Source organism: Micromonospora sp. NPDC005215, assembly GCF_040607915.1.
Lineage (GTDB): Bacteria > Actinomycetota > Actinomycetes > Mycobacteriales > Micromonosporaceae > Micromonospora.
This window is the reverse complement of record NZ_JBEXHQ010000011.1, coordinates 97,242-123,484: the sequence shown is the minus strand read 5'-3', so window position 1 is coordinate 123,484 and position 26,243 is coordinate 97,242. Positions and strand designations below refer to the sequence as shown.

Genomic DNA, 26,243 nt, shown 5'->3' with positions numbered 1-26,243 from the left:
TCACCGTGATGGATGAACACCGGGCGTACGGTCCCGGTGCAGCAAAGGAGGTCACCGATGAAGAGTCTTTCCCGACGTGGTGTGCGCATCCTCGCGGCCGCCGGGCTGGCGATGCCCGCCGCGCTGGTGGTCGCCGGACCCGCCTACGCCGAGACCAACCCGCGTTGCGCGAGCTCGGTGCAGATCGGCGCGACCGCGTACGTCACAGTCGGTGGGCAGACCGCCGCATCGGTCAAGCAGTACAAGGGGTGCGGCAAGAACTACGCCTACACGTACGTGTGGCAGCAGTACCGGGCGAGCCACGGCTCGTACCAGGTCTGCACCTCGATCGTGACCGGGAGCACGCTGCGCGACCTGCAGTGCTCAAGCGGACCGGACGTCTGGTCCTCGGGCGCCAACACGCTGTCGGTGTGCACTCGGGCTCTGGGTGGGATCTCCGACGTGGCGCAGAAGGAGACCGCGGAGCGCTGCTGACCGGCGAGCCCGGTCTCTCTGTTGAGTCCGCCCCCGCGACCGATCGGCCGACGGCATGTCACGGCACGGCCGGGATCTGCACGTCGCCGGCCGGTCGGTCGGGGGGGCTTTGACCGGCCTACGCGGAGGCTGGTCGCGACCCGCCCCGCTGCCACGGCAGATGGAAGCCTGGCATTATTCCTGGAGCGCCAGCCGACCCTCGGTCAGGCCGATGCCCCAAAAGGTGCCAGATCACGATGAATCCTCCCAAAGAACGCATGCCTCGGGTCGAATCACTGACCGGGCTGCGCTGGTTCGCCGCGTTCGCCGTGTTCCTGTTCCACGCGAACCAGATCATCAAGCTGCCCACCGTCTACGGCATCGAACTCGGCGACTTCTTTCGATTCGGGGACGCCGGGGTCACGTTCTTCTACGTCCTCTCGGGCTTCGTGCTGACCTGGTCGTTCTCCCCCGCAGTGGGCACCGGGACGTTCTACTGGCGCCGCTTCGCCAGGGTCTGGCCCGCGCTCGTGGTCAGCACCATCATCGCCTGGGTCAGCTTCGACCAGGTCTGGCACGACAGCTGGAAGCGCACCCTGCTGAGCCTGACGCTGACCGAGTCGTGGTTCCGCCCGGCGGACTTCCTCGTCGCCAACCCGGTGGCCTGGTCGGTCTCCTGCGAGGCCTTCTTCTACCTGCTCTTCCCGTTCGTCATCCGGCCACTGCTACGGCTGCGGCTGCCGGCGCTCGCGATCATCGCGGCGGTCGGCCTGTTCATCGAGTGGGCCTACTGGTTCTTCGTGCAGGACCTGATCGACCCGAAGCAGTACTGGGTCCAGCTCTCCTGGTACCTCCGCTTCCCACCGATCCGATTCATCGAATTCCTGCTGGGGATGATCGCCGCCGCCGCGCTGCTCCGCGGATGGCGGCCGAAACTCAATCTGTGGCTCGCCCTGTCAACGGTGCCCGCATCGGTGCTGCTGCTGTGGTGGGGTGCCCAGCAGGGCTGGTGGGGTGCGCACTGGTCACAGCAGGGTCTGGTGCCCGCCTGCGTACTGGTGGTGCTCGCGGCAGCGATCCGCGACATCTCCGGGCGGCCCTCGATCTTCCGGAGCAAACCACTTGTCGCCCTCGGCGCCTGGTCCTACGCCTTCTACCTGGTCCACCTGTCGGTCATCCACTGGCTGATGGGCCCGGTGACGCCCAGCTCCGCGAGTTGGGCGAACCTCAAGATCCTGCTGATCTGGGCCGTGATGGGCATCGCCCTGGCCTGGGCCTGCTACCGCTGGGTCGAACACCCGGTGGAGAGATTCCTGCGCAACGTCTACCCGCGCCGCGTGCCCCCCGCACCGCAGGAGCCGCCTGCACCGCCCGCCGCGCAGGAACCGCCGGAGCCGCAGGAGTTGGCTGTGGCATCCGAGCAGCCCACCGAAGTCGTCCTCACCGGGCACGGTGTGCGGAGTCAGGAATTCGAACCAGGCGTCTATCGGAGCACCGGGAGTTTCGACGTCCGATGACCTGGAACGGGGCCGGGGAAATCCGGTTCGGCTGCTCGGGCTGACCTGGGCGGAGGCCGACCTCGATCGCGCGGCTACGCCCCAAGGCCCTCGTGATCGGCTTCGTAGCCGACCGCTTCGTCATGCTGGAACTGGTGATTGGCGTGGGGCTCTCGCTGTGGCCGGCCTCATGTTGTTGTCGCTCCAGACTGGCGGCGGGGAGTCGGGTGGGCGCGTCCCGGCCGTCGCACGCCGACCGGCATCGCGCTCTAGTCTCGGCGCTGCCGATTGGAGGGTGGCAATGGCTGACGACACAGGCGACAACAAGGCTCGCAGACGGCGAATCGTATGGTTGGTCGGGTCGGCCGCAGTGGTGGTGGCCGGGGCGGTCCTGTCCATATGTATCGATCACCGATACCAGCGTTCTGGTGTGTTCCAGGCCGGCACCTGCTTCCAGATGAATGGCGAAACGGGCATCGTCACGACTGATGGACTGCGCGAAGTGAGTGGTCGGGTGAAGGTGGTCGACTGCGGAAGTGCCCACGATGCCGAAGTCACCCGGACCGCGCGCCATGCTTCGGACTGCGCCGCCGACGGTGCATGGCTGAAGAGTCTCGACCAGATCCGCTGCGTCACCTTCACCACCAACGTCGGGCACGCAGCGTCACCTTCGTGATCGGCCCACGAGCAGAGCACGGCTGGCGACCATGCGACTGGAACTTCACTCCCCAGTGAGCTGCGGGGCTCGGGAGTATCGGCTGAGCCCCACGACGTGTCGCAAACCGACCGGTGCGGTGTGCAAAAACGGCCATCCGGCGACCCACTGCCCGCGTAGCAGGACTGCTGATCAAGTGCATACCATCGCCGAAATGGAGGGGACCCTGTTGGGACTCGTCATGTTTCTCTGCGCCGGGTTCAGTTGCCTGATGCTGTGTGCTGTCGTAGCGGCGTTCGCCGCTTGGCCTCGACGCGAAAGTAAGGGCTGGTAGGTGAGGTGTCGCCGGCTGTAGCTTTGCGGTCGGTCACAGCGGCCCCGCAAAGGCCGCTGACCAGCGGAGGAGTGGGCCGTCAGGGACTCGAACCCTGAACCTATGGATTGCCGGCAAGCCGGCCGGATCGGGTGCGGTACGAGGTCATCCGGCCTGCCGGTGCGCTTCTCGGTGTGGTTCGGCTGGCACGGTTGCTGTACTTCGCTGCTGTACTGCTGGCCTCAAACGAGGCGCTGGATGCGGATCTTCGGGTGCTCGTGTCTCAGGTGGCCCTCCTTGTGCTGGCGGACCTGCTCGTCCCAGACCTCTTGGTCGTAGTCGGGGTCGGGCGGGATCCACTTGTGGGAGCCGTCGCTGTAGTGGAACTTCTCGTCGCCGGGTCGCAGGATGCTCATCGGGTCCAGCCGACGAACCGGTGGTGTAGTTGGCGGGTGTGACAGGGCCAGTCGGCACCACAGCCGCCGCAGGTCCAGGCCGGCGTGATCGGGAGGTGGTTCGTCACTTCGGCTCCCCCCGCTCGGCCAGCGGCTCCGATGACGAAGCGGATAGCCGGCCGCCCTCTGAGGGCCAGTGACCCCGGTTGATCGGGATTCGATGCCTCGTATGGCAGGGCAACTCGCTCCCGCATCGGCAGACCTTCCGCCATCGCTGCCATGACCAGACCGGCCGGTGCCGCCTTGCCAGGGTTAGCGCGACGGCCACTAAGTACTCCTCGTACGACACGCGAGGCAGGCACCAGGTCTCCCCTCGGGCGTTCTTCGATCTCACGGGCAGGTGGAGCCGGTCGCCGGCTGTTGTCCCAGCTCATATCACCGTAAAGACGTAGGACTGTAGATACAATAAGATGTAGAACTGTTGGACACGTAGCGTCACATTCGTGATCGACCCCAGCGCGGATCGCGCCGTGTTCCGGCAGCTCGCAGACCTCCTGCGAGACCGGATCGCGTCTGGCGACCTCGCGCCCGGGGCCTCGCTTCCCAGCGAGCTGCGGTTGGCTCAGGAGTACGGGCTGAGCCGCACGAGCGTCCGACAGGCGGTAGCGCTACTCCGGTCGGAAGGGCTCGTGATCGTGGAACCACCGCGCGGAACGTTCGTCCGCGCCGACGAGCCGACCGAAACGGTGTCCCTCCTCAAGGGCGACACCGCCACCGCTCGGATGCCCACCCCCGCCGAACGGCGCGAGCTGGAGATCGGTGAGGGCATCCCGGTCATCGTGATCTTTCGGTCCGACGGCTCACGCGAGGTGTATGCCGCCGTCCGCATCCGCGTTGGTCGCTGACCCTTGCCGCAGCCGTCAGCGACCCCCGTTGGGGGATGCGACTCGCGCTGTCGACCGCTGCCAACTGGTGGCGGCGCGCGTCAGCGAGCAGGTGCCGGCCCTCGTCGCTTGCCATTCGAGGCCGACCAGCACCGGCGCTAGCGCTGCTTCCTTGCTGCCTGACGCTCGCTTACAAGTCCTGTGCAATCGTCCGGTTGCTCAGGCGCGTTAATGTGTCCCGTGATCGTATGGCTCAACGGCACCCACGGTGCGGGCAAGACGACGACCAGCTCGCTCGTGCAGCAACTGATCCCGGATTCACGGGTATTCGACGCCGAGAAGGTCGGCGAGACGCTCATGGACATCACGCCGGGGCTGCCCGAGACGGACAACTTCCAGCACTGGCAGCCGTGGCGGCAACTCGTCGTCGAGACCGCCCGCCGCGTGCTCGACTACACCGGCGGCACTTTGGTAATACCCATGACTGTCCTGGTCGAGCAGTACTGGCGCGAAATCAGTACGGGCCTCGCCCAACACGCCATCCCGGTAAGGCACTTCGTCCTCCACGCTGATCAAGACACTCTTCGCGGGCGTATCGAGGAAGAACACCCCGTTCCGTCGCCGTTCCGTCTCAAGTACCTCGAGCCCTACGCCGAGGCGGCCCGCACGTGGCTGCATGCCGAGGCCGATGTCGTCGACACCACGCACCTGACTCCCGCACAAGCCGCTATGCAGATCGTCCTCCGAGCTTCCGGGGGAAGCTCAGGGGCCTAACCTCAGCTTGGCAATCGCGTTGATCTGCAACGAAGGTGGCTCAGCGGACCGGCAGCATGCACGGCGCGATCTGCGGAAGTCGTCCACCAAAGTCTCTCAACATCCGGCCATGTCCGTAGACGTCGTCACTCAGATCGTCACCAAACGGTCGCCGATGCAGGCCAGCCGACTCGTACTGCCGTGGTGACATCATCTAGGTATGCCCGTGATTGAAGTTGTGCTCGGTGATATCACTAGCGAGGACGTCGACGCCATCGTTACCGCCGCCAATGAGTCACTGTTAGGTGGCGGCGGTGTAGATGGGGCGATTCATCGTGCGGCAGGACCGCGACTCGCCCAGGCGGGTGCAGCGCTCGCACCCTGTGATGACGGCGATGCAGTCGCCACACCCGCGTTCGGCCTGAACCCACCAGTACGCCATGTCATTCACACCGTCGGCCCCGTCTGGGAAGGCGGTAGCTACGGTGAGGCTGACATCCTGACATCGTGCTATCGGCGCAGCCTTGAGGTTGCCGACGAGGTCGGAGCCCGCAGCGTTGCCATCCCAGCTATCGCCACTGGCGTATACGGCTTCCCGCCTGCGCAAGCAGCGAAGATCGCGATCTCGACCATCAGAGCAACTCCTACAGATGTCGAGCACGTCCGCCTGGTCGCCTTCGACGAAGAGACGTACGAGCTGCTGGTTGCGGAAGTGCAGGCGTGACCGGCAGCGATACAAACGCCCCGACGGGACGCCTGGCCATCCCGTTCGCCGTCGACCCGCCCTCTTGGGTTGCCGGCCGCCGCCGGCCCGCCACGTCAAGACGGCCTTGACGCGGGGTCGGACGCTAGCGGGTCGGGCGGTGAACTGCTCGGCTCGCCCGGGTCGACGGTGGGCGGGGGGATGGCTCCTCACCGCTCAAGCGACTTGGCCAGACGCCCGACCGATGACCGCCGCGCTGTCGGTTCCAGTCCAGTCCGCTACCGGTCGCCGTAGTGGTATCGGCAGGCGATGATCTCGACGTCGTCCTTGGTGATCCGATACACCAGTCGGTGTTCGCGATCGATCCGGCGGGACCAGAAGCCGGACAGCTCACCCCGAAGGGGCTCCGGCTTGCCGATGCCCTCGTATCCGTTGCGCATGACGTCCGCGATGAGATCGTTGATGCGCTTGACCAGCTTTCGGTCCGTGTGGCTGAGGTACTGGTTCCACGCCGTCGCGGTGAAGACCAGCCTCATGCGACATCCCGGACGGTGGCGGGGTCGATCAGATCCCGCTCGGCCGCATCATCCTTGTCAAGCTCCGCCATCGAGCGGCGCAGCGCGGCGGCGTTGCTTGGGCTGCGTAGGAGGTACTCGGTCTCCTTCATCGACTCGTACTCGGCAAGTGGCACGATCACCACGGGCTCGTGGCCGGATCGGGTCACCACCACTTCCTCCGCGTCGTTGATGACGCTGTCGAGTTCAGCGGCCAGGTTCTGCCGTAGTTGGGTGAAGTTCACGGTTCGCATGACCACCTCCATGGAAAGTACAGAAAACTGTACCTCAAGTAGGTTGTATGCGCGTGCGTCGCCGGCCACTGCTGTACGTGGCTGCTGTACCGGCCCGGATGACACCACCGGCGGCCCGGCCAAAGCCGCTGACCTGCGGAAAAGTGGGCCGCCAGGGACTCGAACCCTGAACCTATGGATTAAAAGTGGCCAGGAGTGGACAAATTAGTGCTAAGCGTCGCGCGGTGTTGACGGTCCGGACTCCGCGTGTGTCGTCCGGCCGTATCCGCGCTGGTCCGCGCCCAACCTGCGTGTCGTGATGTTGCGGTGGGGTGTCTGACGAGGGCTCGTATCCGTGGATGGCGCGGTGAATCCGCCTGGTGGGGCGTCGTCCGAGCGCCCGTAGAGCACCCACGAGCCGATGGGGTCCGGCATCGGTGGTCCCTGATGGCAGGCCGCAAGCGCCTGCGTCAGCTCCCTAGTCTGCCTGGTCGGCTCATCATGCCCAGCACCCCAACGCCCCGGACGCGCAGCCGCGGGCGGGTGCGCCTTACATGACAGTCAGTTGTCGGCTTCGGCGCGGCGATGTCAGCGCCGCACCCCGCATGGGCGGGAGGAAAACCGCGCATCGTCCTGTGCGGTCACCCTGCCGGGTTGACACCCTTATCATCCCGGCCGTTTGACCGAATATCCACGACCGCCTACCTAAGTCAGGTCGTGCCCTTACTTATCCCTGCTACGCAATCTCCGCCATGATGCTGCGATTGTGGTCTGGATGCCTGTTTGGATCATGTAATTCTGCGTTGATGTTGAGGCCGGCGATCTGGTTGCGTTCGATTTCGTAACACCTTCGACATGTTGCAGCATTGGTGGCGGCCCGCGCAGTCGGGAGGTATCCGCAGGCTGTGTCATTCGGCGGCGATCACCCGACGGAGTTGTCTGCGGCAGAGCGGATGGCTGGCCGGAGTTTTGAGCCTCCCCGAGCGCATAGCACACGAACACCCTTGATCGCCATTCTTCTAATCGAAGTGACTCGATGCTGCCGTCGCCGGCAGCCGCATTCATCGGGGACGTGGCTGTCCAAAACGGGGGACGCTACATGCAGCACTCAATGCGATTCCGCCTGTCCGCTTTCGTCAGCGCGACCCTACTCGCAGCACAGATCGCCGCAGTTCCACCGGCCCAGGCGATGCCACATCAGAAGTGGGCGACACCGAGTTCGTCGGTTCGGCAGGTCTCGCCGCCACCCAATCCGATGACCCTGGCCGAGCGGCGGGCGCAGGTGAACGAACTGCGGGCGAAGGATCGCCAGCTCAACGCCGACAGTGCGGAAGGGAACCGCATCACCGAGGGCCGCTCCGCCAACCTACGCAAGGTGTCCGGACAGCGGCAGAAGGTGCGCGGTGGTTACATCACGTTCGATGCCCCGCCGGCCGACGCGCTCCCGCCTGGGCAGAGGCGCTCCACCCCGCCAGCCACACTGGCCGCGATACCCACAGCACCCACCAACTTCACCTGGCAGGGCAGCTTTCCAATAGTCATCTACGGAGCCTGGTGGGGCGTCGCCTGGGACAACGAGCCCGACATCGCCGCTGTCCACCTGACTTTGTACCGGGCCGCGGACGGCTTCGTCATGTACGAGAGCTGCAGGAGCGGGCCGGACGGTTACGCCCATCGGAGTTGGCGGTTCGACGGCGACGGCACCGATCCCGACTGGGGGCCGCAGGCCGGCGAGCGCTACTACGCGAAGATCGCAGTCTCCCGGAGCACGAGCCCAGGGAACGTCTCGACCAACGACTGGACCTGCGGCACCGGCTGGAGCGCCGAGGCCACGACGCCCACCTGGGCGGCTCGGGGCGAGGGTCCGCTGCTGGCCGGTGCCGAGACGAAGGGATGTTGGTGCGACGGCACCAGCGGCCGACCTGCCTTTCAGAATTTCCGCGGGGATCCGGTCAACACGGCCACCGGGGCGCTGACCGAGGTTTTCACCGACGCGGTGGTACCGGCGCCCGGGGTCGACCTGCGGATCACCCGAACGTACGCGTCGAGCAACACCATCCAGTACCTCATCGGGCCACGGTGGACTCTGTCGTACCCAGGTTGGTTGTCCTTCTCCACCGGCTGGGCGACCTACAAGTCCGAGGATGGCTCGGTCGTCTACTTCGAGGACGAGGGAAACGGAGTGTGGTCGACCTACTCAATGGGCGCCCGCGTCACCCTGGCCGGCACGCCCACGGCCGGCTACACGATGACCACTGCCGACCAGCAGAAGCTGACCTTCGACGGGGCGGGCTGGCTCACGTCCTGGAAGGATCGGTCCGGTAAGGGGCTGACCTTCACGTATGTCAACAGCAAGCTGGTCACCATCACCGACGGGGCCGGTCGCAACACGTCCTTCACCCATGACACCACCACGAACCTGCTCACGAAGATCACGCTGCCGGACGGGCGGTGGATCGGCTACACCTACACCGCAGGCAAGCTGACCGGCGTCCGTGACGTCAATGGCGGCACCACGGCCTACACGTACGACTCCTCCTCCCGGATGACCAGCATCACCGATCCCAGGGGCAAGTTGGTGATGCAGAGCAAGTACGACTCGTCCGGCCGGGTCATCGAGCAGACCGACGCCAGCGGTACCGTCATCAAACCGGTGTGGGACGCCTCGGAGTCACACTTCCCGGACGCCAAGGGAGGCATCTGGACCGACGTCTACGCAGGCAGCGTCCGAATCAAGGAGATCGATCCGTACGGCAAGGTCACCAGCTACCGGTACGACTTCGAGAGCCCGATCCTGCGGCCGCTGGCTATCACCGACCCAAACGGCAACGTCACCACGATGACCTACGACGCCCGGGGCAACATGCTGACCCGAGCCGCGCCGGCGTCGGTGGGCATTACCGAGACGTGGACCTACGACTCCGCCAACAACGTCACCTCGTACACCGACGGCCGGGGCAAGCAGAGCACCTTCACCTACGACGCCGCGCAGCGGCTGGCCACCGAAACCGACCCGCTCGCCGGTAAGACCAGCTACACCTACACGGCGGCCGGCGACGTGGCCACGGTCACCAGTCCGGCCGGCCGGATCACCCGTTACGGCTACGACACGGCAGGCAACCAAACGTCCGTTATCAGTCCCGGGGGCGGCAAGACCACCAACACCTACGACTCCACTGGTCGGATGCTCACCCGCACCGATCCGAGGGGCAACGTCACGGGCGCGGACCCCGCCAGATACACCACCCGGTACACCTACGACGCGGCCGGCAACGTGGTGACCATCACCGACCCATCCAGTCGGGTGACCACTTACGGCTACGACGCCAACGGCAACCGGACCAGCGTCACCGACCCGGCCACCGCCGTCACCCGTTACACCTATGACGCGGCCAACCGGTTAACCGCGGTGACCGACCCCGCAGGGCACACCAGGACCACCGGCTACGACCCGGCTGGAAACGTCACCTCGGTGACCGACGCCGTGGGCGGCAAGACCACCTACGGCTACGACGCCGCAGGCCGGCTGACCTCGACGGTCGGCCTGCGGGGCAACGCCTCCGGCGGTGATCCCGCGACCGACACCATCAGCTACGGCTACGACGCGGCCGGAAACCAGACCTCAATCACCGACCAGACCGGAGCGCTGACGCAGACGGCCTTCGACGCGAACAACCGGCCGACCACGGTCACCGATCCGCTGGGCCGCATCACGCGGTACAGCTACGACAAGGCCAGCAACCAGACAACGGTTACCGACCCGACCGGCGCCGTCACCACCCGGCAGTTCGACGCCCGCGGCTGGCTGACCGGCGTCACCGACCCGCTGACCCACACCACCACCTACGGCTATGACGCCGACGGCCTGCGTACCCAGCAGACCAGCCCGCTCGGCGACAGGACGACCTGGGGGTACGACGCTGACGGCCTACTCACCTCGACCGTCGAGCCCAGAGGGAACGCCAGTGGCGCGACGCCCGCCGACTTCACCACGAAGGCGGAGTACGACGCGGCGGGCAACCGCACCAAACTCACCGACCCGCTGGGCCGGTCGGTGGCCTCCGAGTACGACGCGGACAACCGCCTCAGCAAGAGCGTCGACCCGAACGGCCGGGGTACCACCTACACCTACGACGCCAGTGGCCGGATCACCTCGGTCGTGACTCCCACCGGCGCCACCACCCGATTCGCCTACGACACGGTCGGCAACCTGAGGACCGTCACCACGCCGCTCGGAAAGGGCTACGGCTACAGCTACGACGCGGCCGATCGAGTCACCACCGCCACCACCCCGACCGGCGGGACCACCGGATACACGTACCGGCCCGACAGCAGCGTCGCCACCGTCACGCTGCCCGTCGGATCCATCAGTTATGCGTATGACAACGCGGGTCGCACCACCGGGGTGGACTACAGCGACAGCACACCCGACCTCGCATACACGTACGACAGGGCCGGCCAAACCACAACGGCGAGCAACGGCACCAGCACCGCCGCCTACGGCTACGACACCGCTGGGCGAATCACCAGCGTCACCCGGGGCGGGCGGACCTTCGGCTACGCCTGGAACAAGGACGGGCAACTCACCCGGCGGACCCTGCCCGACGGGCGGGTGCAGAACTACGCCTGGCAGGCCGACTCCCGGCTCGCTAGCACCACGCTGACCAGCGGCGCCACCAACCGGCAGGTCGGCTACGGCTACGACGCCGCCGGCAACCGCACCAGCGTCACCCGACAGGGTGGCCCGAGCAGCAGCTACACGTACGACCGGGCCGGATCGCTAACCAGGGTGGCGCACACCAGCGGCAGCACCACCCTGGTCGCCCAGGACGTCATCCGTACCGCCACCGGCGCCCCGGGCTCGGTCACCACGACGCGGGGCACGACCACGACCCGGGCCGTCTATTCGTACGACGCCGCCGACCAGGTGACGGGGGTGTGTCGCCCGGCGAGCGGGACCAACTGCGCCGCCACCGACCCGAAGACCACCTACGGGTACGACCTGAACGGCAACCGGACCAGCAAGGTCACCGCCAACACCGGCGGCGCCGGCACCAGCACTTACACCTACGACGCCGACGACCGGCCGACCGGCCGGACGGTGAACGGGGCCGCCACCACAGTGGCGTACACCGCCAACGGCACCCTAGGCAGCGAGACCGGACCAGCCGGCACCACCAGCTACACCTATGGACTCGACGCGAACCTGCGTCAGGCCCGGCTTCCCAGCGGGGCCCTTGTCGATTACGAATACGACGAGGACGGCAACCGCATCCGACGCACGGTCAACTCCGCCACCGACGCCACCTGGACCTGGGACACCCTCGGCCTGCCCACGCGGGTGGAGGAGAACAACGGCGCCGGCACGGTGACCCACCGGTGGTGGGATGAGCCGCAGGGCCAACTCGGCACCGCGCTGGCTGACACCGTGGGGGCCAACCCGAGCTGGCTGCTGGACGACTACCAGGGTTCGCTGACGGATCTCGCCAACGCCACCACGCTCACCGGCAGCGCCTCTTTCGACCCATTCGGTGAAATGGTGACCAGCACCGGCGGCTACGCGGCAAACCCGTTGCGGTTCCACGGGCAGTACCTGGATGACAAGATCGGCCTGTACGACGTGCGGGCCCGCGACTACGACGCCGCGAGTGGCCGGTTCACCGCTCCGGACCCGGTGCCAGCGGCGGACGGGTCGCCCTTCGTCCAGACCTACCACTACGGCAACAACCGGCCGACGGTGCTGACCGATCCGACCGGGCAATGCGCCATCGTCTGCACCGCCATCATCGGCGCCGTCGTCGGCGCGGCGGCTGGCGGAGTGGACTGCTGGCTCAGCGGCGACGACCGAAACACCTGCATCAAGAAGGTGGCCGTCGGCGCGGCCGCCGGCGCGCTCACCGGCGCCACCATGGGCATGGCCGGAGGAGCCGGTGCCGGCCTGTACGGCGGGGTGACCGCCGGCGAGGTCGGCACCACCGCCCTCGTCGGCGGCACCGGCAGTGCACTGTACGGCTCAGGCGTGGCGGCCTGGACCGGTCAGCCCTACGGGTACGGCGATGCCGCGCAGGACTTCATGTGGGGCGCGGCCTTCGCCGGGGCGGGCGGCACCGCCAGCGCCCTCGCCGGGCGGTCGGGCGCCCAGGCGTTCCCCTGCCCGCCACCGGGCGGGACTGCCGGCACGCCGAACTTGCCCTGGACTAGCTGGAACAACTACACCAAGATGACGGCCGCCAACGGGCAGGAGTACGCCCTGATCGGTGGTCGGCTGTACAGCCGGCACGCGGTGGACCGGATGCAACCGAGCTGGCTGCGGTTCAACGCCCGGCCGGGTCCGGACGAGGGTGGAAGCGTCGGAGGTATGCCGCAGCTGCGGCAGACAGGCGGAAGCTACGACTATGGCCGCGGTGTCTCGCCGAACTGGGTCGAGTACGTCATCCGTAACTCGCCGGGTGTGCCCCAGGACAACGGGAACCTGTCCCACGTGCTCGGTACGCTGCAAGTCATCGTCAGTCCGGAGGGTCGAGTGGTGACTGTGATTACGCATTGAGAGACGAGCGGACCGTGCGCCGGCTGGTTGAGCTGCGGGACTCGCTCCGCGGCGGAGAGTTGGACCTCGACGGCTTCTACCTGGCCTTCGAGATGGCCATACACGCAGCGCCGTACGAGGGCAGGCAGCTGCCACGCGAGTTCAACGAGCTGATTAACCAAGTGGAACTCGTCCGGTTCACAAAGCGGCCGGAGAACCAGGTCGATGCCGCGGCTCAGGTAGCGGACGCCGCCATCCGCCTATTGTCCGGGTAGCGGCATCAACGGTTTTTGCGGCCCGTCCACGCGAGGGTGGACGGGCCGCACGTCCTGCCTTCCTTACCGACCGCCCCACCGACGAACCATCCCTACTGGACCGCTGCCGGCGTTCCCGCTCGACTGCCTCACGCAGGCCAGGACTACACCCAGCTGGCGTCCCAGCTGCACCAATTGCTGCTGGAGCCGATTGCAACGCGAACCGGGGATTCCGCGATACCTGCCATCGCGAGCTGCGGTACGGCTCTGGCCTACCCGCCGTTTTGCGGCTGCTGTTGCCTGCTCAGGTCGCTGAGCAACTCTGCCGCCACCTGCTCCGGCTCGGCCAGGCAGCGCCAGGCGGGCACCCGGTGGACAGGCGTTGCGCTACCGATGATGTCGAGTTGGGCGAGCACCTTACGCAGCTCCCGGCCGGCCGGATCACCCGCTGGATCGTCGACGGCGACAGCCAGCTCGACATCGTCGCGTCGCACCATCAGATCGACAGCGCGCCCGGCGACGGCGACGTCGCGCCGCACGGTGAGGCCAGCGCCGCGAAGGGCACGATGCAATCGGTCCGCTGCCCCGGTCGCGGAGTCCAGCGGAGCGTCGGCGACCTCACGGATCGACGCCAGGGCGGTCAACAGTCCGCGTTGACCCGACCACCACGAGCGGTCACCGATCACGACGAGATGGGACCGCGCCCTGGTGATGGCGACGTTCCACAGGTTGGTCTGGTGTACCAGCCAGCCGCGGGTGCGGTCCGGGATGCCATGCGCCCCCACCGGCGAGACGACCATGATGTCTCGTTCGCTGCCCTGGAATTTGTGGATCGTGGCGCAGAGCAGGTTGTCGGTGAGGCCGGCGCTGCGAAGGGCTGCGGCCAGACGACGTTGATGCGCCGCCAGCGGCGTGACGACCCCGATCGAGACATCGGGGTACGCGCTGCGCAAGGCCGTCACCTCGGCGACGACCGCGTCGATCTCGGCCTCGTTGAACCCGGATCCGGTTACTCCGGGGCTGAACGCTCCTGGCACGTCGCGCCAGCCCACGGCAGGGTCGGCCGCAGCGGCCAGTCGGGCCGGGTCGGTCAGTACGGTGAGCCGACCCTGGTAGACCTCCTGGTTGGGTACCTCGATGATGTCCGGGTGGCATCGGTAGTGCTCATCGAGGAGAAGTGCGGTGCCCGCTGCGGCGGCGAAAGCGTCGTACGCGGAATGGGCGGTGTAGGTGAGCCGCCGGTTGTTGAGCCAGCCGGTGCTCAGACCGGCGCGGGCCCGCTCGGTGACGTCGTCGGGTTCGGGCAGGTCCACGACGGGTGCGAGCTGACGCGGGTCCCCGATGAGCAGGGCGCGCTTCGCCCGATAGAGCATGGGCAGGATTGCCGGGATGGTGCACTGCGCCGCCTCGTCGATTACCACGAGGTCGTACATGGCGGGGCTTCTCTTCAGGCGCCGGGCGGAGAGGGCGGTTACCGCCCAGCCCGGCAGCACCCGCAGCAGTTCCGGAAAGTAGGCCCAGCTGTCCGGCTGCGGCCTGGACATCTCATCGGCTCGATCTTCGAGCAGGCGTGTGCCCGCAGCTATCCGCCGAGCGATTTGGGCCCGCAACAGGTCGATGCTGAGAGCGGGTCGCTCGGTGCTGATCAGGTCGACCAGTCGCCGCCAGGAACCGTCGGCGTCGGGTAGCTTGGCAAGGCGCTGCTGGCGCTCTCGCCAGCGCAGCTCGATCACCGCCCGCTCGGCGAGCGCCTCGATGGCGTTCCGGTCGACGAGCTGGTACGACCGCAGCCGCCACCGGTACCACCAGCCGAACCACCTGCTGGCGAGCGCTCGATCGGTCAGCTGGACAAGATGCTCCAGCGCGGTGTTGTCGCTCGGCAACACGGCCCCACCGACGTCTGAGTCAGTGTCACGCTCGACGGCGAGGTCCGTGAGGTCGCGTTCGAGCAGCCGCCGCTCGTCCAACTCGGCACGGAGGCCGGCGATCTCGTCAGCGAGGAGTCTCAACTCATGCAGTGGGGTCCGATCGTCCGGTGTGGCGGGCCGGTCCGTCGGCGGGTACGCGGCCAGGATGTCGGCGACGTGCGTAGGCTCCTGCGAACGGTGTTCCTTGTTGCCGGTACGTAGCAGCAGGCCCGGGCCGATCAGGTCAGTCACCTTCTCAAGCACCGAGTCGACGGCCTGGTTGCTCGTGGAGCCGATCAGCACGCTCTGGCCGGCTGCGGTGGCGGTGGCGAGCAGGGCGGTGACGAGCTGACTCTTGCCGGTACCCGGCGGCCCCTGGGCGACCGTCAACGGCTGGGACATCGCCGCCTGGATGATCTCTTCCTGGGCCTCGTTCGTCGCGCTCATCGCCACCGTCACGACCGGCGTCGCGGTCGCCTCGTCCGGTCGGCGCGCCAGAGCGCTCAGTGCCGTCTGGTCGATGAGCCGAGGATTCTTGATCATGCCGCGTAGGTCGTCGACAAGCTGCCGCTGCGGCGACTCGGCTGCGTCGACGCTGTACAGAATCGCGGCGTTCTGCACCCCGTTCACCGGTCCCGGCCGGATAGTGCCTGCCAGCATCTTCGGGTCCAGCTCCGTCACCGGGTTCAGCCCGAACGTCTTCACCAGCACCTCTACGGTGGCGGTGAGAGAGGTGGGATCACCCGGCGCGAACGCCTGTTCGACCCGTTGCAGCAGTTCGTCGCTCTCCACCTCGGAGAGCTGGAACAGGTCGACGAGCGCGGCACTGGGGCGGGGCGGGAAGGAGGCGTGCAGAACGTCGTCCACGCCGACGGTGACGTCACAGACCAGCAGTGGGGCAAGCCGCACTGGCTTCTGCCGGGCTGGTCGAACGGCGACGACGGGATACCCGTATTGCAGCTCCCTTCCGCCATCACGGGCCCTGACGGCGAGCTCGGCTGCCGAACCACTCAGCTTGACGGGCGTCTCCGAGGTGAAGACCGCCTCAGACCCTGGTGGCGCGGCGACATAGGACCGGGTCTCGCGAGGATCGATGAGCGACTGCAGCACCGTCGACCGCTGCATACAGTTGATGTAGTAGGTCACGAGGCGGCGCCACTGGTCCGCGTCGAATGGCGCCTCGTCCGCAGGGCTCGACGTGACGGCCGTGACCTGTCTCGCCGCGGCGGCGGATCCTGGCGCCGTCGCCAGTTTGATCGGCTCGGTGACGCCCTCACTCGACTCGACCGGTGTGTGCTGGCGACGCCGCGCCATCTCGGTCAGGGTGTATCGGGAGAGGTCGTTGCTGGTGATCCAACCGTCGTCGGACGGCCCTTCGGCCGCGCCGCGCAGACCCTCGAGAAGCACCTCGGTGAAGACCGACGGGCGATCCGGTCCCTGGGCCTTCGACGCCTTCATGTGGGTGCTGGACGTCAGGATGAAGGTGCCGCGTTGACGCTTGAGGCGGCGCGGCTCTTCACGCACCCCACCTCGGAATCGGTTCCGTGTCGTGAACGCGCCGGAGAAGCAGCAGTCGAGGAGGACCACCTTCTGGCGGGCCTTGGTGTCGTTGAGCAGATGACGCAGGGTGCCGTCGGTGTCCAGCGCGGATGCGTGCAAACTGCCACTGACCGTGTCCGTCGCGGCGAGGAACAGCGACTGCCCGTCGCCGTGCAGCACTCCGTGGCCTGAGTAGTAGAGCAGTGCCAGGTCGTCCCCGCGGCGTGCGCCGTAGAATTCCTCTACGACCTGGCGCAGGTGTTCCGCCGGCAGGTCCAGTTCGGCGCGAACGGTGTCGAACTCGCCGGCACCGTCGAGCAGCGTCTTGAGCTGTGCTACGTCGTGATATACCGACGGAAGAGGCGCGAGTTCACGGTCGACGTGGTACGTGGCCGTGCCAAGCAGCAGGGCATGCCGTCCCATCAGAGGCGGGTCCGCTCGATCGCGGCCCGTACCGTGCTGATCAGTTCATCGGTCTGACCGTGAGTGGGCCGGTCGATCGTCAGTTCGATGTCACCGACCCGCAGGTGCACCCGTCGCCCGTCGTGGCGTCGGAGGAAGGCCAGAACCACGTCGACCAACGCCTGCACGTAGCCGGGGTCCATGCCCACCAGTACGGTCACCACGCCGACCGCCAACTCTGCGACGCCTTTGGCATTCGGGTCGACAACCGGGCGTTCGACGCGCTCCACCTCGCCGATCTCGCGGAGGTCGTCCGCCAGATCGTCGGTCAGTTCGCCGAGAACGAACTCGTCGTCGTCGGCAAGCGGTGTGAAGTCAATCCGAACGCGGACGAGGGACATCCATCCTCCTGCATGAGCGGTGCTGACCAAACTACAGAAGACAGTAGGCATCGGGCCGCGTCTGTCGGCTTGCCGATCGAACGCCCCTGGTGTTCGGCAATCAGTTTCCTGCAGCGTCCCTCTTCAAGCGTAGTGCTCATCGAATCAGGATTGACGGTGACCGGGCCTGATAGGCAGCAGAGGCGACCGGCAGGTAGGACCGCAGCCCTCGCTCCCGCCAAAGCACTGCTGCCCACGCTCCATCCGTCCGGCGAGGTACGGTTCGGTATACGACCGGCAACTGGCCATCGGCCATGGGTGCCAAGCGCCACGGCACGAATCTACTGATGACTGGCATCGCCATGATCCGGAAGTCAAATTGGTCGCGCGGCTAGGATTGGTGGGTACTATTTCATCCCGGAAATATGTACTAGAGTCTGCACACAAAAACATGCCCCTTCGGCTAGCAGCGCATCCTGCGAACGGGCATTTGACCAGGTCATACGCGCCAAACCCGGCCTTGAGGGTTGACGTCGAGGGGAATGGATGACGAAAGTGGTAAGCCTCCGCTAGCCCTCGCGTAATAGCGCCAAAGGATCAAGCCATGACCCAGAACGCCCGTTTGGTTTCGCGTCGCACGTCAAGACGCAAGGAAGTCTCCTTTTCGAAACCCATCGTGATCAGGGCTGGTCGAGACACGTACTTCGAGGTGGTTCTGCAGTACGTCACTCGAAGCGTCGGCTCGCAGTTATCGGTCAAAGTGAAGTACTGGAAGAACGTCAAGGGAAACTTTCGCGTAGGCTTCCCGGCGGAATTTACGCTAACTCATGACGAGGCGACTCGCTTGGCGCAGACGATAGAAGATGGTTTAGCCCTGATCCAGGAGAGCGTCGACGGCGACTACCTCGTCGTTCCGCTTGACCGCCGGATCGGTGACGACGATCAGTTGGCCGCCCTCGTAGGGGAGACGGTTGCGTCCCTCGCGACCAACCGGGAGGCGCTCCGCGCTATCGCATCTGGGCCGGAGGGTCGCCAAATTCTCAGTAACCTGCAAAACTCGGTTCGCCTCGCTGAGTTGGAAGCTTCTGCCGCTGAGCTTGAAAAGGCGTTGAACGGTGGCACCGTCAAGGAGCAGTTCTACCAAGAGTGGTGCGAGAAGCACAGTTGGGCGTTCGGAAATATATATGCGATGCGCGACGACGTTCGAGAGATCGCACTCGGCGACTCTGTCGACGGACTGCTTGCGCTGACGAGCAACGGACTGCGCGACATCTTGGAGCTAAAGCGGCCAGACATGAGCGCTATACATTACGACAAGGGTCACAAGTCTTACCACTGGTCCAGTGATGCGTCTAAGGCGATCGGGCAGTGCCACCGCTACCTTGATGCGCTCCATGAAGGAGCGTCGAAGGGTCTTCGAGATCACCCGGGAATCGTGGCCTATCATCCGCGGGCGATCATCGTCTTGGATCGCTCCAATGACTGGGAAGAGCAGAAGCTGCGGGCGTTGCACGGACTTAACGCACGGCTGCACAGCATTAGCGTGATGACGTACGACCAGTTGCTGGCCCAAGCGAACCAGCTTCTCGCCTCACTCAGGACGTCCAGCTAACGAAAGTAAAATGAGCGACGGAACCCAAAGCGGGGTTGCGCCGCGCGACCTTACTCGCCTACCGCGTGTCGACGGCGAATAGCACGCCGCCCGCATCCGATATTGCGGTAAGGATCACCTTGTCGCTAGCATGCCGGATCGGCTCGCCGATCGCTGCATGATTTTCGAGATCCCAGAACCGCACGGTGCCGGTTTCATCAGCCGTCGCCACCATGGTTCGACCGTCAGGCGTCAAGGCAGCAGCGATCGCCTTGACGGCTCCTCGCTGCCCGGTGTCCAAGACCGCCAACAACTGACCGCTCTCAAGGTCTCGTACGACGAGCCTGCCCCTCGAGTGGCCGATGATTACCGATGCTCGCTCCTCTTGCGTGAACACTACTGCCATAGAGCTAACGTGGTCGTCTAACTGCAGCCGGCCTGGGTGCTGGCTCGCTCCTTCATGCAGGGCCCAGCTAAGAATGGTCTTACTGTCGCTGATCGCGCAAAGGACGGCGCGTCTGTCAGGTAGCACGGCTGCGGCAATCGCTGTAACCGGCGAGGTGTTGGCAGGCGGCATGGCGACAATCCGGTTGCCCGGACCCCAGCTCCACCATTCGAGTGTGCCATCGCTGCCGGTTGCGAGCATCACAATACGACCGTCGGCGACTGCAGCCAGTGTTAGGGCTTCGACACGGTGGGTCGGCACTTCCGAGGCGGCGCCTGAGTCGGGCGTGGAGCTATTGTCGCGCGGGTTCCACAGACGGATGGTTCGGTGAGCACCTTCGCTGGCTACGAAAATCCCCTGACCGGTTTGATTGACTACAGCTAGATCGTTAGCCGACGCAGCAACCGGTGGAGCAGCCATATGGGTCAACTCCAGCCGGTCATCGACTTGCCAAAAGGAATGCCGGGTCGGTCCTGGGTCGCGCAACAGACCGTCCAGTCGAATCTGGTCGCCGTCGTTCAGGTTAGCCCTTCGTAGCGCGCGCCAATGCTGCGTCTCGGCGCGCGCGGCCAACTGAGCATGAAGGAATGCCATGCTCTTGCCGCTGCCAGTTGCTGCCAACACCTGAACGAGCCCGGACGAGAACGCGGATAGATTCGGACCCTCTTCGGCACTATTGGCCAAGACGAAAGTCCTGCGCTGCAAAGAATCCGAACCAGCGTTGTAGGGCTCTTCCGGAGACGGTCGAGTCGGCAGCACAATCGTTCGTCGTTCCGAACTGTTGTCGAAGCACACGTCGACGATCAAGACAAGCTGCTTAACTGGACTCAATGCCAGTAGGTACCGGAAATCCCGCACGCTGATGGCGTCGACCGTGAACCCGTCAGCGGTGGTGGTGGTGTCAGCGGCGGTCAGGTACACCTCGGACGTGCGGGCATCGCGTATTCCGTGACCGATGTAATAAATGACCAATGTTTCCCGCGTCTGGGACGCTGCCTCGACGAACGACGACCAAAGGCGCTCTCGAGTGGGATTCAGCAGGAGCTCGTTAGTGGCCGGCGAAGGTCCGTCCCCGGAATCATAGAAGATGTCGGCGAGCTGCCTGGCTGGTGTCAAGTCGCGATGGACGACTGGTGTTGCGTCGGTCGTCAGGTAGCTGTCGACGCCAACGAAAAGTGCTCGCCACTCGTCTTGAGGCGCGTCCGGAACGGAGTCGCGCGCGGCTCCGTCGCTGGAGGATGGTGCCGCCGGCTCGCCGGCGGTGGGAGGTGTGCTCACTCCTCCGCCAGCTGGCCCGACTGGGCCGGGCGGACTGGGCCGGGCACCAGCCGCAGGAGGCCCGAAGCCGTCGTCGTCATCACTGTCAGTGTTCGACGACGGGAAGAGATCCGGCACCCGCTCCGCCATGGCAGCTTCCCACAGCCGGTCAAAACGGTCGCACTGCGCGTCCGGATCGGCCATCCGGTCGAGCTTGGCAAGGAACTCGACGATCTTGAGCAGCCGCGGCAAGTTGGGGATCTGAGGCAGCGAGAAGACGTTCTTGACGACGTTCGGACCGCAGCCGCAGGCACGTGCCATGTCGCGGACCGATGGCCATCCGGCGCGGGCATGGAGGCGGTGCAGCTCATGGTTGAGCTGCTTCAATCCTCCGGTCACGCCAGGAGGGCGACTCAGCGCCGCCATGCCACCCCTGAAGGTCAAGGCTCACCCGCCGGGTGGCAGGCGCGATCAAGCGTAGTGACCTTCGATTTGGTGGTCGAATTGAACGCTTCCTCAGGCTTTCGGTGTACCGGAATGTACCGGGGCGCCCCGGGCCGTAACCCACCGGTGGCCGAACGCACCAGTCCCATCCGGGACAGTCCATGTTGTCGTCTCCCGTAACGCAGCGTGTCTGCGGGCCTGATCCGGGCGCGAGAATTTTCGTCAGGTCCGGAAGGGTAGAAGGAGGACACGCCGATGATCAACGAGCTTTCCGGCGCGGCGCTGGACGGCATCGTCGAGAACCTGCCAACAGCGCTGATCATGGCCGGGCTGGCGGCGGCAACCATGGTTGCTCGCCGTCGTAGCCGCAGGCGCAACGCGAAACATAGCGGCGAAGACGCCGCCTGATCTCGCCGAGCGCTCAAGGCCGTCAACGATCCACCGACGGCCTTGAGCGCTCCACCGGTGAAGTTGCCGCGTACGCCCACGCCGACCACGCCTGCCAAGGTCCCGACTCCCGTTCCGCCCCAGCTCCGCTGGTGAGACGTACAGGTCGGGCTGGCACCCCAACTCGCGCGGCTCCACTTGGACGCGGCGGCACCCAGGCGACTCGATGGTTGCCCCGGTGCCCGTTCCCAAGCGCAGGCCTACGAACGGGGCGATGGATGTCCTCTGTAATACCCGCGGTTAACGCCACCGCCAGGCTTGTGGATTGCCGCGCATGCCGTGGTGCCACGTCTTCTCGTAGGCGAGGATGTCGGCGTACTGGTTGCGGGTCTCCTCCGAGCGGTACGCCTTCTCCGGCTTGGTCGCGCTCCACTCGCCCATGAAGGGCGCCAGGTCTTTGGGACGCGGTTCGATGTCGAAGTCCACCTCGGCGAGCGCAGCCGGGTTGATCGTGGGGTCGAGCCGGTCAGCTTCCTTCCTCGCCCAACTCGCCCAGCGATCGAGATTCTGGCCAGCGCCAGCGCCGTCTGGGGCGGAGGCTTCGAGCGCAGCGCAGAAGCTCCGGATGGCGTCCGCGGCCACCCAGTTGTCGAACGCGGCACGGAAGCGGTCCGTGCGAAGCTTCTCAGTCGCCCGGACCGTGGCAGTCGCCTTGGTCTGCTCCCACTGGGCACGTTCTTCGGCCTTCTGCCGCTCCCGACGCTCCTCCTGTTCCCTGCGACTACGCTCCCACTCCTCGTGCTCGCGCTGGTCGGCCAGATACCCGGCCTCTACGTCCTTCAGGATCTTCTGGACGCGAGTCTCAAGCAGGCTGCGCTTGTCGTCGGTCCAGGTGTCCGAGTTGCCGTGGCCGGAACGATTGACCTCAAGGACAAGACGGCCGCTGGGCACACGGTCGAACTCGGGCAGCGGTGTCCATGGTTGCCGCCTCTTGCGCCGCTGCTCGTCATCGGTGAGGACGTGCGGCACCTTGTCGTACTCCTCGCTGATCCTCACCGCGCGCTGGGACTTTTCCAACCGCAGCGACAGGGTGGGCCGCGCACCCTTGGTGTTGACGACCAGGCGGTGCCCGCGGCTGCGGGCCGCCGCGGCGAGCAGGCGGACGAGCTCCAACGCCCGAGGCAGCAGGTCGGCCGATACGGCGAGCGCGGCAGGGTTCTTCTCCAGGGCAGCGACGATCTCCTCGTCGACCGTGAGCTGGTGCTGCGAGGCGATCCGGAAGGCGTCCCACCCGGTGCTGGCGCCGATGGCCTTGTCGTAGAGCCTGACGACGATGTCACCGCGGCTCCGGCCAGTGTGTCGAAGCTCGTGTCCGTCCGGAACAAGCTTGTACTGCTTCGCCGCGTGGATGGCACGCCGGTATCGCGCCCGGGTCTGCTCATCCGGCTCCTCGATCCGTACTACCCCGTCGCCGTGTGCCAGTTGGTCGACCAGCTGCTGCGCCAGGACCATGGTCGCCGAGGTCGTGCCGTCGGTGCTTGCCGCTGCCGACTGCTGTCGGGGGACGGGTGCCGCACCGCTTTTCCGCCGGCTCGTTGACGGGCTGGCAGCGTGTGCGGGGTCCTCGGGGTGGTACCCGTGCTGAAGGTAGAAACGGCCTGCGTCCGTGACGGTCGCCCGCCACGTCCCGTCCTTACGCGTGATGTCCACCAAGTGGCGGTTCTGAAGAGCACGCGCGGACGTTCGATGTGCGACGCCCTCCGGGGTACTGAGGTCGTCCCCGTTGGCAATCCGACGCAGTAGATTCACCTGGCGCTCGTTGAGCCGATCCCAGCGCTGCATCAGACAACCGTGCCCGCTGCAGACTGCCCGCGCAACGGTATCTACCAGGGGCGGCAGGATGTCTGGTGATCCGCGTACGCGCTGGGTAAAGTGCCGCGCGCTTCAATGGTTGCAGCGATCCGGTCGAGGGCAGGCTTGGTGAGTGCCCCCTGATCTGCGTGAATCGGCGGTGAGGCAAGGGATGCCTCGGTGCGTACGAGGACGACAAGTGACGGGGCGTCGGCGGGCAGAGGCCTTTCTCAATCCGCCAGGGTGGCTCGCCACGCGTTGACCAGTCGCGCTACCTCGGGGTGTCGATCTTCGGGTGCCACGTGGGTGGCGTGGGTGGCAAGCCGAGCCTGGGACGGGGTGCCTCGCCAGCCGTGGGGGGAGTCGAGCAGGTGCCAGATGGTGCGGCCGAGGGTGTACACGGTGGTCTGCTGGTCGATGATGGCACCGCGGACGAACTCTTCTGGGGTCATGTAGCGGCGGGATCCGGGCAGGCGGTCGGTGTCGAGCACGAAGGGGCCGGGCCGGTACTCGTCCAGGTCGATCAGCCACATCTGTCGAGCGTCGAAGTCGTAGAGGAAGCAGCCGTCGTACAGGTCGACCGCGACGTGGCCAGCCGCTGCGACGGCCTCGTGCGCGTCGAGGATCGTGGTGATCGCCGCCTCGACGTCGGGGAGAAGCAGCTGTTGGAACCGGTTAAGTGCGGCTCGGTCCGAGCCGTGCGTGGTGGCGTGGTTGAGTACTGACCCGTCGTGCCACGGGTAGACCAGCACTGGCCCGTCAGGGCTGTTGAGGATCTGCTCGGGGCGGACGATCGCTGGGTGCTGAACCGCGGCGTGGAATCGTGTGGCCCGGATCAGTGCGACGCGGGCGGGCACGGTGGTGGCCTTCTTGACAAACCAGCGGCGCCCGGCATCCACGACGCCGTAGGACAGGCATCCCGAGTCTTGCTCGTTGAAGACCGTGAACGCGGACGCGAGCGGCAGGTCGGACATGTTGGCGAACCTACGCCCCCACGTGGCCGTCAGGTCCTTCGCTTGTGCCGGTCCGCCGGCAGATGCCCGTCTGCTCCCGCGGACCAGGCGGGTTCAAGGTGGTTGGCGGCGGCTTCGATGAGTGCTGCCGGTACACGTGCAGCGAGTTGTTCCGCCTGGTTGAGGGTGCGCGTCTCGGTCCGGCGGAATGCGTCGTAGTCGTACAGCAGGTTCGTGAGTTGCTTGCCCGGCCAGTGACGGAGAGCTTCCGCCACTTCGGGGAGCCGCAGGGGCGCCTGCGGCTGCCGCTGGATGACTAGAAGCCGAGCTGCGCATGAGAGCACGGACAGAACGTGGTGGGCGGCGTCCTCGCGCTGGGTACTGCTGTCGTGTCTGGCGCTGAGGCTGCTCACGGCGATGTGGTGAAGCGCAGCGATGTCCTCAGCAAGATTGGTTGCTGCTGGAGTTGTGGTGTGCGTCGGGCCCGCGCCTGCGATCACGGCGGTGTCGAGGCCGACGCGGTTCAGCACTACCCGCATCGTCATGTCGTGCAGAGCACCGACGCTGCGGACGGCGCCAGCGTGTTCGCCGGTGAGATGCAGCGAGGCCCGTATGCCGTGAAGCTTGGAGGCTTCGGCCACAATTCGGTTGATCTTGATTGCTGTTCGTGAGGTCGCAGGGAGGTTCCAGGCGACGAAGTCGACGTCGCTCCAGCCGTCGATGAAATCGCCGCGGGCGGCCGACCCGCATAGTCCTACGCCCGCTTCAGGATGCCCAGCGGTGGCGGCCTGAGCCTCCGTTGCCACCTGAGTAACGAGTTGGCTGAGGCTGCGATTGAATGGGAGTGGCCCCGCCGAACGCCAGGCGATGATGGCGAGGGCGCGGTCCAGGATCCGCTGGAACTCAACGTGGGTGGCCGCTCGTCGAGCGGCGGGGGCGTCAAGCCAACGAGCTTGAACGAAGCCCTCGTCCCATGCTGGCGTTGTGGCGGTGGTCGCGGTGGTGAAGAGGAACCAGTCGACGGTCTTTGCCGCAGGCGAGCCGTCGTTGTCGGTGAAGACGTACTTCTCCTGTCCGAGGTACGCGCCGTACTGTGTACCGGTCAGACCGGTCTCCTCGGCTACTTCCCGCACTGCTGCCTGCAGGGGTGCCTCGTTCGGCTCGAGACGGCCCTTCGGGGCTACGGTCTGTCGTTCGCCGTTACCCCGGACCTGATCGAGAAGCAGGATCGAAGGAGCGCCCAGGTCGTTGGTCGTGACGACGGCGCCGGCGGAGGAGTATCGACGAATCATGGCCGGGTTCCTCCGGAGGGCTGCCTGGATGGATTCAAGCGCGTCGCGGAGACGAGCTGAACGGTCCTGCGGAGCAGGAACGTCCCATGGTGCCTGGCATCCCAACTCGCGGGCTTCTACTCAGGCGGGGCGATGGTCGAGGCCATAGTTGTTCCACCACGACGGTCGGTGCCTTCGAAGGGTTCCTGCGACTCGGGTCAGTAGCAGCCAGTTACCGTTCAGTGTCAGTGCCGCGTCCTCCGGCCTGCTGGCGAGCAGCCGGTCGACGGCCGCGACCATGTCGGGGACTGCCCTGCCGGACGTGTCGTCCTTGAGCATGTGGAAGACGATGTTGACGTACGTGTCGGGTTCCCATTCCCACTGGGAGCCGTCGTCGTCCTCGGCGTCGTAATAACCGTCTCTGCCGGCATAGACGCTGACGGTGTAGCCGGACTTGGCACCGAGGTCAGCGCCGAGTAATCGGGGGTATCCGGGCAGAGTTGACTCCTCGACGTTCCCAGGAGCCGCGATCTCGGCCACTTCTTCCAGCGGTATGTCGCCCGCCAGCGTCAGTCGGTACTCGATACCCACGCGCTG

Annotated in this window: 20 protein-coding genes; 10 read left to right on the top strand and 10 right to left on the bottom strand. The window is 66.1% G+C overall.

Annotation, left to right across the window (positions count from 1 at the left end; translation table 11 throughout):
• The first annotated feature begins 57 nt into the window (after nt 1-57).
• The 3 genes from ABZU25_RS11745 (at nt 58) to ABZU25_RS11735 (ending at nt 2,625) form a co-directional block, all read left to right on the top strand.
• Nucleotides 58-474, top strand: a complete 417-nt coding sequence (locus ABZU25_RS11745; RefSeq protein WP_355029291.1) for a hypothetical protein — start codon at nt 58-60, stop codon at nt 472-474.
• 236 nt (nt 475-710) lie between these two features.
• Nucleotides 711-1,970: an acyltransferase gene (locus ABZU25_RS11740; protein WP_355029290.1), complete on the top strand. Its 1,260-nt coding sequence runs from the start codon at nt 711-713 to the stop codon at nt 1,968-1,970.
• A 280-nt stretch (nt 1,971-2,250) separates the two neighbouring features.
• Nucleotides 2,251-2,625 (top strand): hypothetical protein, encoded by a 375-nt coding sequence (locus tag ABZU25_RS11735; protein WP_355029289.1) that lies wholly within the window; start codon nt 2,251-2,253, stop codon nt 2,623-2,625.
• A 534-nt stretch (nt 2,626-3,159) separates the two neighbouring features.
• Here ABZU25_RS11735 and ABZU25_RS11730 read toward each other — a convergent pair.
• On the bottom strand, nt 3,160-3,333 hold the full coding sequence (locus ABZU25_RS11730; protein WP_355029288.1) for a hypothetical protein: 174 nt from the start codon (nt 3,331-3,333) through the stop codon (nt 3,160-3,162).
• A gap of 482 nt (nt 3,334-3,815) precedes the next feature.
• Here ABZU25_RS11730 and ABZU25_RS11725 point away from each other — a divergent pair, with 482 nt between their 5' ends.
• The 3 genes from ABZU25_RS11725 to ABZU25_RS11715 all read left to right on the top strand — a co-directional run bounded on the left by ABZU25_RS11725 (nt 3,816) and on the right by ABZU25_RS11715 (nt 5,673).
• Entirely contained in the window at nt 3,816-4,217 is a 402-nt protein-coding gene (locus ABZU25_RS11725; RefSeq protein ID WP_355029287.1) for a winged helix-turn-helix domain-containing protein, read from the top strand.
• A 219-nt stretch (nt 4,218-4,436) separates the two neighbouring features.
• Nucleotides 4,437-4,970, top strand: coding sequence for an AAA family ATPase (locus ABZU25_RS11720; protein WP_355029286.1), 534 nt, complete (start codon nt 4,437-4,439; stop codon nt 4,968-4,970).
• 199 nt (nt 4,971-5,169) lie between these two features.
• A complete protein-coding gene (locus tag ABZU25_RS11715; RefSeq protein WP_355029285.1) occupies nt 5,170-5,673 on the top strand; it encodes an O-acetyl-ADP-ribose deacetylase in 504 nt (167 codons plus the stop codon).
• 257 nt (nt 5,674-5,930) lie between these two features.
• Here ABZU25_RS11715 and ABZU25_RS11710 read toward each other — a convergent pair whose 3' ends face one another.
• Entirely contained in the window at nt 5,931-6,188 is a 258-nt protein-coding gene (locus tag ABZU25_RS11710) for a Txe/YoeB family addiction module toxin (protein ID WP_120328095.1), read from the bottom strand.
• Nucleotides 6,185-6,460: a type II toxin-antitoxin system prevent-host-death family antitoxin gene (locus ABZU25_RS11705; protein ID WP_355029284.1), complete on the bottom strand. Its 276-nt coding sequence runs from the start codon at nt 6,458-6,460 to the stop codon at nt 6,185-6,187. The genes ABZU25_RS11710 and ABZU25_RS11705 overlap by 4 nt, the downstream gene beginning before the upstream one ends.
• A 1,234-nt stretch (nt 6,461-7,694) precedes the next feature.
• On the opposite strand from ABZU25_RS11705, the gene ABZU25_RS11700 reads away from it, so the two are divergent.
• Both ABZU25_RS11700 and ABZU25_RS11695 read left to right on the top strand, forming a co-directional pair.
• A complete protein-coding gene (locus tag ABZU25_RS11700; protein ID WP_355029283.1) occupies nt 7,695-12,986 on the top strand; it encodes an RHS repeat-associated core domain-containing protein in 5,292 nt (1,763 codons plus the stop codon).
• Nucleotides 12,983-13,240, top strand: coding sequence for a hypothetical protein (locus ABZU25_RS11695; RefSeq protein WP_355029282.1), 258 nt, complete (start codon nt 12,983-12,985; stop codon nt 13,238-13,240). The genes ABZU25_RS11700 and ABZU25_RS11695 overlap by 4 nt, the downstream gene beginning before the upstream one ends.
• 251 nt (nt 13,241-13,491) lie before the next feature.
• Here the strand turns inward: ABZU25_RS11695 and ABZU25_RS11690 are convergent, their stop codons facing one another.
• Both ABZU25_RS11690 and ABZU25_RS11685 read right to left on the bottom strand, forming a co-directional pair.
• On the bottom strand, nt 13,492-17,088 hold the full coding sequence (locus tag ABZU25_RS11690) for an AAA domain-containing protein (protein ID WP_355029281.1): 3,597 nt from the start codon (nt 17,086-17,088) through the stop codon (nt 13,492-13,494).
• On the bottom strand, nt 17,088-17,468 hold the full coding sequence (locus ABZU25_RS11685) for a hypothetical protein (RefSeq protein ID WP_355029280.1): 381 nt from the start codon (nt 17,466-17,468) through the stop codon (nt 17,088-17,090). Before ABZU25_RS11685 ends, ABZU25_RS11690 begins: the two co-directional genes overlap by 1 nt.
• A 583-nt stretch (nt 17,469-18,051) precedes the next feature.
• On the opposite strand from ABZU25_RS11685, the gene ABZU25_RS11680 reads away from it, so the two are divergent.
• Nucleotides 18,052-19,059: a Shedu anti-phage system protein SduA domain-containing protein gene (locus tag ABZU25_RS11680; protein ID WP_355029279.1), complete on the top strand. Its 1,008-nt coding sequence runs from the start codon at nt 18,052-18,054 to the stop codon at nt 19,057-19,059.
• 58 nt (nt 19,060-19,117) lie between these two features.
• On the opposite strand, the gene ABZU25_RS11675 is transcribed toward ABZU25_RS11680, so the two are convergent.
• Complete coding sequence (locus tag ABZU25_RS11675) at nt 19,118-21,166, bottom strand: hypothetical protein (RefSeq protein WP_355029278.1); 2,049 nt, start codon at nt 21,164-21,166, stop codon at nt 19,118-19,120.
• A gap of 273 nt (nt 21,167-21,439) precedes the next feature.
• On the opposite strand from ABZU25_RS11675, the gene ABZU25_RS11670 reads away from it, so the two are divergent.
• Nucleotides 21,440-21,592: a hypothetical protein gene (locus ABZU25_RS11670; RefSeq protein WP_354948851.1), complete on the top strand. Its 153-nt coding sequence runs from the start codon at nt 21,440-21,442 to the stop codon at nt 21,590-21,592.
• Between the two features lie 279 nt (nt 21,593-21,871).
• Here the strand turns inward: ABZU25_RS11670 and ABZU25_RS11665 are convergent, their stop codons facing one another.
• The 4 genes from ABZU25_RS11665 to ABZU25_RS11650 all read right to left on the bottom strand — a co-directional run bounded on the left by ABZU25_RS11665 (nt 21,872) and on the right by ABZU25_RS11650 (nt 26,237).
• On the bottom strand, nt 21,872-23,413 hold the full coding sequence (locus ABZU25_RS11665; protein ID WP_355029277.1) for a hypothetical protein: 1,542 nt from the start codon (nt 23,411-23,413) through the stop codon (nt 21,872-21,874).
• Between the two features lie 239 nt (nt 23,414-23,652).
• The gene (locus ABZU25_RS11660) at nt 23,653-24,396 is read right to left on the bottom strand and encodes a serine/threonine protein kinase (RefSeq protein ID WP_355029276.1); all 744 of its coding nucleotides are present in this window, start codon (nt 24,394-24,396) and stop codon (nt 23,653-23,655) included.
• Nucleotides 24,397-24,425: 29 nt separating this feature from the next.
• Nucleotides 24,426-25,667, bottom strand: a complete 1,242-nt coding sequence (locus ABZU25_RS11655) for an NUDIX domain-containing protein (RefSeq protein WP_355029275.1) — start codon at nt 25,665-25,667, stop codon at nt 24,426-24,428.
• 120 nt (nt 25,668-25,787) lie between these two features.
• Nucleotides 25,788-26,237 (bottom strand): SitI3 family protein, encoded by a 450-nt coding sequence (locus ABZU25_RS11650; protein WP_355029274.1) that lies wholly within the window; start codon nt 26,235-26,237, stop codon nt 25,788-25,790.
• Nucleotides 26,238-26,243 lie beyond the last annotated feature (6 nt).